This window comes from Streptomyces hilarionis (genome assembly GCF_024539675.1).
GTDB classification, from domain to species: domain Bacteria; phylum Actinomycetota; class Actinomycetes; order Streptomycetales; family Streptomycetaceae; genus Streptomyces; species Streptomyces hilarionis.
The window spans coordinates 1-248 of record NZ_JAHHIT010000831.1 but is presented as its reverse complement, the minus strand read 5'-3'; the positions used below and the strand labels follow the sequence as shown (position 1 = coordinate 248).

At 56.0% G+C, this 248-nt stretch carries 1 protein-coding gene; it reads left to right on the top strand.

Annotation, left to right across the window (positions count from 1 at the left end; all coding sequences use genetic code 11):
• On the top strand, window positions 1-248 hold a 248-nt coding region (locus KMS84_RS40485), incomplete at both ends, for a type 2 periplasmic-binding domain-containing protein (RefSeq protein ID WP_256921648.1).

The following is a 248-nucleotide window of genomic DNA, read 5'->3' as shown; positions in this document are numbered from 1 at the left end:
CAGTCGGGCGATGCGGAAGTGGTGCTAGCGGCATTGCTGCCAGAGCTGCAGTTGCGAGAGCCTTGTCAAATTCTCTATGAAGAAGGCTTTGTGGCGCTCTTTGATCCCAGACAAATAGTATTGGCTGCTCCCATAGGGCTGGATGAGTACTTGGCGACCCCGCAACTGCTGATGTCGCCGCGTGGTGAGATCAGCGGAATGCTTGAGCCCCAACTTCAGGCGCTAGGACGCACCCGAAATGTCATTGC